General features: G+C 35.4%; 7 protein-coding genes. 2 read left to right on the forward strand and 5 right to left on the reverse strand.

Features of this window, described 5'->3' with window-relative positions:
• Positions 1-394, reverse strand: a 394-nt coding sequence (locus tag AC11ZT_RS06795; RefSeq protein ID WP_484058877.1) for an ABC transporter transmembrane domain-containing protein, incomplete at its 3' end; no start/stop codon positions are given.
• Positions 395-535: 141 nt separating this feature from the next.
• Here AC11ZT_RS06795 and AC11ZT_RS06800 point away from each other — a divergent pair.
• Positions 536-1,084, forward strand: a complete 549-nt coding sequence (locus tag AC11ZT_RS06800) for a pyridoxamine 5'-phosphate oxidase family protein (RefSeq protein WP_484058871.1) — start codon at positions 536-538, stop codon at positions 1,082-1,084.
• A 58-nt stretch (positions 1,085-1,142) separates the two neighbouring features.
• Here AC11ZT_RS06800 and AC11ZT_RS06805 read toward each other — a convergent pair whose 3' ends face one another.
• The 4 genes from AC11ZT_RS06805 to AC11ZT_RS06820 form a co-directional block, all read right to left on the reverse strand.
• Positions 1,143-2,447 carry an ammonium transporter gene (locus AC11ZT_RS06805; RefSeq protein ID WP_484058872.1) on the reverse strand — a complete coding sequence of 435 codons (1,305 nt, stop codon included), beginning with the start codon at positions 2,445-2,447 and terminating at the stop codon, positions 1,143-1,145.
• Positions 2,448-2,452: 5 nt separating this feature from the next.
• Positions 2,453-2,812, reverse strand: coding sequence for a P-II family nitrogen regulator (locus tag AC11ZT_RS06810; RefSeq protein WP_484058873.1), 360 nt, complete (start codon positions 2,810-2,812; stop codon positions 2,453-2,455).
• 202 nt (positions 2,813-3,014) lie between these two features.
• On the reverse strand, positions 3,015-3,227 hold the full coding sequence (locus AC11ZT_RS06815) for a hypothetical protein (RefSeq protein ID WP_484058874.1): 213 nt from the start codon (positions 3,225-3,227) through the stop codon (positions 3,015-3,017).
• Between the two features lie 15 nt (positions 3,228-3,242).
• Positions 3,243-4,133, reverse strand: a complete 891-nt coding sequence (locus tag AC11ZT_RS06820) for a hypothetical protein (RefSeq protein ID WP_484058875.1) — start codon at positions 4,131-4,133, stop codon at positions 3,243-3,245.
• Positions 4,134-4,674: 541 nt separating this feature from the next.
• Between AC11ZT_RS06820 and AC11ZT_RS06825 the strand changes: the two genes are divergently transcribed.
• Positions 4,675-7,113, forward strand: coding sequence for a sensor domain-containing protein (locus tag AC11ZT_RS06825; protein ID WP_484058876.1), 2,439 nt, complete (start codon positions 4,675-4,677; stop codon positions 7,111-7,113).
• Positions 7,114-7,529: the final 416 nt, after the last annotated feature.

Raw genomic sequence — 7,529 nt, forward strand, 5'->3', positions numbered from 1 at the left:
GCATTAACCCATTTACAAATACTTGAACCTGCGTTACATCATTGGTTAGTCTTGTAATTAAGGACGCCCGGTCGAATTCATCGATATTCTCAAAACTTAGCATTTGGATTTTCCGAAACAAATCGGCTCGTAAATCCATTCCAAAATGCTGCGAAACATAGCTAGATATAATATTGCGTGTCGAAGCAAAGACAGCTCCAAGCAAAGTAATAAACAGCATAAGTCCGCCGTATTTCATCACGTAAACCATATCTTTATTTGCAACACCATTATCAATAATGTTGGACAGTATAGTAGGCTGCAAGAGATCACATAATGCTTCGAACGTTAAAAAAACAATAGCGATAGAAAAAGGCTTCCAATATGTTTTACTATATTTCCGATACAACTTTATACCCCCCAAAAAATAATCAACTGCTGATCATCTATACTTCATTCTAACAATTTCTTTCTACTTTTAGTAAAATGAAAATAGTTATATATTTCAGAAAATTCTTTTTATAATTAGGTTAAATCGAGAAAGGAAGTAAGTGCCATGGAACATTCTATCCGGCAAATCAGTCGTACAGTGACGAATCAAACGAGAATTGATACATTTTTATCTGAGGCAAAAACCGGTCATTTAGGTCTCACTGATAAGGAAACTCCTTATGTAATACCCTTAAACTTTATATGGTGGAATCACACAATTTATTTTCACGGGGCAGCTGAAGGAAGAAAGGTTGAGATTATAAAAGAAAATGCAAATGCTTGCTTCACTGTAAGCGAGGACTATGGAACTTTAGTTGACCCCATTCCTGCCCATACCGATACTGCCTATATGAGCGTTCTCCTATTTGGAACGGTCGAAATTGTACAAAGTATAGAAGAAGCCACTGCGGCCCTGCAGCAGCTATTACATAAGTACGTTCCAGGATATTACCAATCACCGCTTGCAAAAAGCCACGTGGAAAAATACAGCTCATCTTTGGGTAGTAAAACTATGGTATTCAAAATCCAGCCTACTAGTATGACCGCAAAGGAAAATAAACAAATAGAATCACTTACATTTTTTTCTGGTCGCACAGTTCAAGATGATTTATAAAAAAGGGAAGCTATCTGTTTTCATAACAGACAGCTTCCCTTTTCTGCTTCTATTTATATTACACGCTCACTTTTTTCTTATTGGTACGCTCTACCGTAATACCGGTTGTTTCTTCAAAATCATATAAGTTTGTAGGTAAATCTGTAAAACGTTCTAGCTCGTTGTAAGCAGGAATACCATGATAGGACATGTCGAGACCTTCTTCTTCTTCCCGTTCGGTTGCCCGAAGTCCCACTGTCACATCGGATACCTTTGCCATAAACGCTCCGCCAATTAACCCCCAAGCAATAACAACAACAGCTCCAAGCAATTGAACACCTAACAATGCTGCATGCCCAGTCGTGAACAATCCTTGACTACTATCAAACAAACCAACCGCTATTGTTCCAAATACCCCATTAAAACCATGAACCGCTACAGCACCAACCGGATCATCAATTTTCAAATTATCGATAAACAGCGTTGCATAAATAACGATTACACCACTAATCGCACCAATAAGAATAGCGCTTGTTTCTGAAACATAAGCACACCCTGCTGTAATTGCCACTAAACCAGATAGCACTCCGTTTATAGTCATACTCGGATCTGCTTTTCCAAACTTCATCGTAGTTAAAAATAATGCAACCGTACCACCAGTCGCGCCTGCAAGCATCGTATTTAAAGCAATCGGTGCAAGTGCCGCACTTGATGCATCAAGCGTACTTCCAGCATTAAATGCAAACCAGCCAAACCAAAGAATAAATGCTCCCGCTGAAGCTAATGGAATATTACTTGGTGCAAATACATTTGCACTCCCATCCGTATTAAATCGTCCTTTACGTGGTCCGATAAATTTCGCCATTGCAAGTGCCGCAAACCCGCCAACAGCATGAATCGCAGCCGATCCAGCAAAATCCTTCATACCCATCTTTGCAAGCCATCCATCACTATTCCAAATCCAATGACCAGAAAGCGGATATACAACAATCGTAATGAGTGCAGCCGTTACCAAATATGCTTTAAAATTCATTCGTTCCGCCACTGCACCGGAAACAATGGAAATACATGCAACCGCAAATCCAATTTGAAACAGCACATAAGCAGCACTAGGAAGCGGAATAGAAAGAACAATATGATCAGGATTTCCAAATAAATTTGTTCCAATTACGCCAAACGCATCCTTACCATACATCACACCGAATCCAATCAGCCAATATGCCAATGCTCCGACTGTTAAATCCACAAAAATCTTCATTGTCACATTCACTGCATTTTTCGTTCGGACAAATCCCGATTCTAGTAAGCTGAATCCACCTTCCATAAATAAAATCATGGCTGCCGAGATGACAACCCAAATCGTATTAATGTACATAAGCTCCATGGTTGTCACTCTCCCTGCTCGATTAATTCATCAATGCTTTCGTCCATTTCTTTCGTACGAATATTGTAAGCTTCAAACACCGGGTATACAAAAATTTTCCCATCCCCATCTTCACCCGTATGCGCGTATTCCATAACCGTCTCAACAGTTTTCTTCACCATATAATCAGATAGAACAATTTCCAGCTTCACTTTCGGATGGAGCGTCACTTTATAATTTTTCCCTCTATACACACCTTTTTGATCCTTCTGCTTCCCTCTACCCACAACTTGAGAAACAGTAAAACTTGTAATCCCTATATTTCGCAATTCCTTAATTGTCTCTGTAACTTTCTCGGGTCGAATAATAGCTTCAATCTTTTTCATTTTCGCACCATTCCTTGTTAGATTTTCTAACACATTATGATATTTATTATAACAATGGTTTTCCTTGTGTCAATAAGAAATTTGAAAATTTAAAAATTCAAAAAAGCATGCTTCATGTAGCATGCCCTTCTCCTATTCTTACATTTCTAGCTTTCTACTATTTAATTTTCTGAAGAAAACATATAACCATCACTAGATAAGACTAGGAAAATTGTCTCACCTGGACACCATAAATATCGGAAACTACCCCCATAATAATGGGCGATAAACCAAACATTACCGAATTAATCGTTTGAAGTAATGCCTGATAGGGAATATTTACAAATTGCTCAAAAAAACCATTGAAAGCTGAAAAAATAAGACAAAGAGTCGAAACGAATAAAATTGCAGCAATACATACACCGCCTCCAAGCATGCTATTTCTCTATCTTCAGACGAAGGAACTCTTATTCCCATAATTAGTGACATCAGTATTCTCATTTATTAAATTGATGCAATATACATCATGATTCTTTATTAAAAATAAATTATGCTTTCTTCCTATTGCAAAATCGTATGTAAGAATCTTTCCTTGTTCATCTACTGGTGTATAAGTTACTGTGCGTTCGTTTTTTATAGAATAAAGATGAACCAAACCCTTTTCTTTATAACCGTGCCCAAATAGTGCAAACTCTTTCCATACTGCGAAGGCATGGCTTCCCCTGATTGAGACATTGTGGAACACCTGATAATCTGTCTTATTTTTTATTTGAACAAGAGGAAAATCAGAGTAATAGTACGTATATACTTCTTCATCCGAATATGCATTTAATGCATAGCAACAGTCAATAATAGGAACTACGTCAGAGAAAGAAAACTCGAATATAAGATCCCCTTTCTGATTAAAACAATTTAAGCCGGTTTGTGCTAATTCAAAATCCCCATATATCCCCTCATCATAATAACCAACCCAAATATCTCCGCTTTCAGTTACCTGTACATGCTCCACACTATGACCTACGTGAAAGGAATGTAGAAAACTACCATCCTCTTTATAGATAAAGGCATTAGGATCTGTATCATTACAAACGATTGCATTTACAAGCAACCAATTTTTTCCTAGCTGCTGAACATAGTGGAAGCTTTCATTAACAGAAGGAAGTGTAATCGTCTTTACTTTTTTATCTATAATATGATATAAGACATAATCGTTTGCTTTGTTTCTTTTTTTACCCACCAAGATAAGTAGATTGCTATTATAATCGGCAAAAACACCGCATGTGTCTGCGTTTTTCCTTACATCGCTCAAATTAAAGATATGTTTTGCTGGTAGCGTTCGCACTAGACCTTCCCCCCCTTTTTAATTCATTTAAATTGTGGGCAATCATCAATCGTTATAATCACTATGTCTACCTTTTTATACTTACTATTCTATTTCTTTCATAATTATCTATTTCCTTCTCAAACACTGATAGCTGTTCATCAAGTTATTTCATAGTACAATTATGAAATATTTGATATACTTTCCTATATCAAAATAAACAGAACAGCTCATTCAAGACAAAAATAATACATTCTATTATATATTTATTATGATTATTTGTTATATTTAGACGAAGATTGGAATTGCCAATCACAAAATTGTTATAAAGTTATGCGTTTTATATCCGTATTCAATCCAATTTATTTGCTAAGTTTAAATTGCATAGTTGAAAGTGTTTTCTCTACGTTTTATATCTACTTTATTTGACATTCAACCCGGATTACCTACTAATAGGAACTCTTTCCTTCAACAGAGCATTTACTTTTCTTTACCCCTCTTCTATTTAGCACTTTTAACACAATTCGATTTTTCACTTTTTAAAACAAGGAGTTTGAGAATATTGCAAGATTATACATACACGCCGAATGTAGTAAAAGGAATAGAGCGACAGAATCCTATTGCCATTTTGAATAAAATGGGGGCTATTATCGATATCAACGATGCGCTTAGTGATATTTCTAAGTATAGCCCGGAAGAAGTAGTAGGAAAATTATACAAATCTATAATTGCTCCCAATTATGCTACGAACGACAAGCTTAATAGTCTATATCACGCAATAGAAGAAGGAAACGAATGGAAAGGGGAAATCCTTCTTTCAGCAAAAGATGGAATCGATTATTGGCTAGATATGCTGCTAGTACCTGTTTGCGATGATCATTCCAAGGACGTTTCATATATTGCCTTCCATACGAACAAAACAGCTTATAAATCGCTAGAAGAGGAGCACTTGAAAATAGTCAAACAGCTTGACGATATTAATTATGCGTTAAATATATCAACAATCGTGGCTACTACCGATAAATACGGTGTTATTACATATGTAAATGATAAATTTTGTGAAATTTCTCAATTCTCGAAGGAAGAACTAATTGGAAATACTCACCGCCTTATTAAATCAGGCTTCCATTCAAAGGATTTTTTCAAAGAATTATGGACTACCATTAAAGCCGGAAAAGTATGGAAAGGGGAAGTCAAAAATCGTGCGAAGGACGGTTCCACCTACTGGATGAATACTTCAATCGTACCCTTTTTAGATGAAGAAGGAGTTCCATATCAATATATGGCAATTCGGTCAGATATTACAGATCGAAAAAAGGCGGAAAGCTCATTAAAAGAGGCATTAAAAAATGACTTTCAAACAACCATTAAAAATATGGAAAACTGCATATTTAAATATCGCAAGAATGATGATGGAAAGTTTGTGTTTACTCTTTCAGAAGGAAAAGGTGCTGAGAAAATCGGTTTTGTAACTGATAAAATATACAATAAAGAGATAAAGGACTTTTTTGATGCTAGTGTTACACCGTATATACATACCTTTTTCTCGAAAGCCTACGAGGGAATGGCAGTAAATTTTGAGATGCAGTTAAAAGAAACAGACCTCTTGGTCGATCTTTCACCGATCATTCATAATGGCAAGGTTCTAGAAGTCGTTGGTACAGCAACGGATATAACGAAACGAAAAAACGCTGAACAAACCATTAACCATATGGCGTATCATGATGCACTCACTGATTTGCCAAATCGATTACTGTTTCATAAACGAACAAACGAAGCAATCCGTAACTCCCAAGTTAATAAGGAAACATTCGCGGTTGTATTTTTAGATATAGATCGGTTTAAAAACATCAATGACTCACTTGGTCACAGTACGGGAGATCAAATTCTAGTAGAAGTTGCAAAGCGATTAGTAAGCTGTATTGGAAAAGAGAATGTCGTGTCGCGTCAAGGAGGAGATGAGTTTACACTTCTTATAAAGAATAGTAATGATGAAAGGATTACTGCTTTCATAAATCGTATTAAACAGCGATTTTCTGATGTGTTCATTATCGGCCATCACGATATATATATAAGCCCAAGTATTGGAATCAGCATATTTCCTAAGGATGGAAAAGATGTCGAAACCCTGCTTAGAAATGCAGATGCAGCCATGTACGACGCCAAGCAAAAAGGAGAAAATAATTTTAAATTTTTCACACCCTGTTTGCATAAGCAAATAAGTGAAAAGGTAACATTAGAAAGTAAATTACGGAAAGCACTTGAGAACAATCAATTTAAACTTGTATACCAACCTCAAATGGATAGTTACACCAATCAAATCATCGGGATTGAATCGCTCATTCGTTGGGAACATCCTGATATCGGAACCATTAGTCCCTTAGAATTTATAGCTTTAGCTGAAGAAACCGGATTAATCATTCCGATTGGTGAATGGGTATTGCGAACAGCATGTATGCAAAATAAAAAATGGCAGCAAACTGGATTTAATTGTTTGCCAATAAGTGTAAATGTATCATTAAAACAATTTAATCAAACTAACTTTGTAGAGTTAGTTAGCAACGTCCTGCAAGAGACAGGATTAGCACCAGAATATTTAGAATTAGAAATAACTGAAAGTATGACTATGGACATCAAACTAGCAGAAGAACAATTAGAAAATTTAAATACATTAGGTGTGAAAGTGAGTATTGATGATTTCGGAACCGGATACAGTTCGCTACATTATCTAAGTAAATTGCCTATTTACAAATTAAAAATTGATCAATCCTTTATCAAACATCTAAACAAGAAAAATCAAGCAATTGTGAAATCTATTATCGCATTAGCAAAAAACCTAGATATAGATGTGATTTCAGAAGGTGTTGAAACAGAGGAACAATTGAATTTTCTTAAGCAGCAGCAATGTTACAAAATACAAGGATATATCTTCAGTAAGCCCCTTTCTACCAACGAGATAACAGATTTCTTACAACGGGAAAATAATAAATTTAGGATCTAATTCTAAAGATGTAAACTCGATTACAATTAAAAAAGTCCGATTCTATACGAATTTATTTGTATAGAATCGGACTTTTTTACGAATGTTTAAGAATTCAGTTTCCTGCACCCGTTCTAGCTAAGCCTTGAAAGATTAAATCTACCGGAGTTCCTTTTCAATTGCAACTTGTTACATGTGACAACATGCATTGAGTTGGAATACAAAATTTATCTACGATTTATACAATAGACTTATTATTATGATGCAACCCACGTAAGACCCCTACTTTTTCAAGGAAAAGGGCTTCCTCCTATTAATGAAAAATAAAATTTAATATTTCTATTTCTCTTTACTTTAAACAAGATTACAATGAATTTTGTGCATAAATAATATTTCATTAAAAATAAGGAGAATTGCTTTTGGTTGTTCAAAGAAAT

Source organism: Ectobacillus sp., from assembly GCF_056992975.1.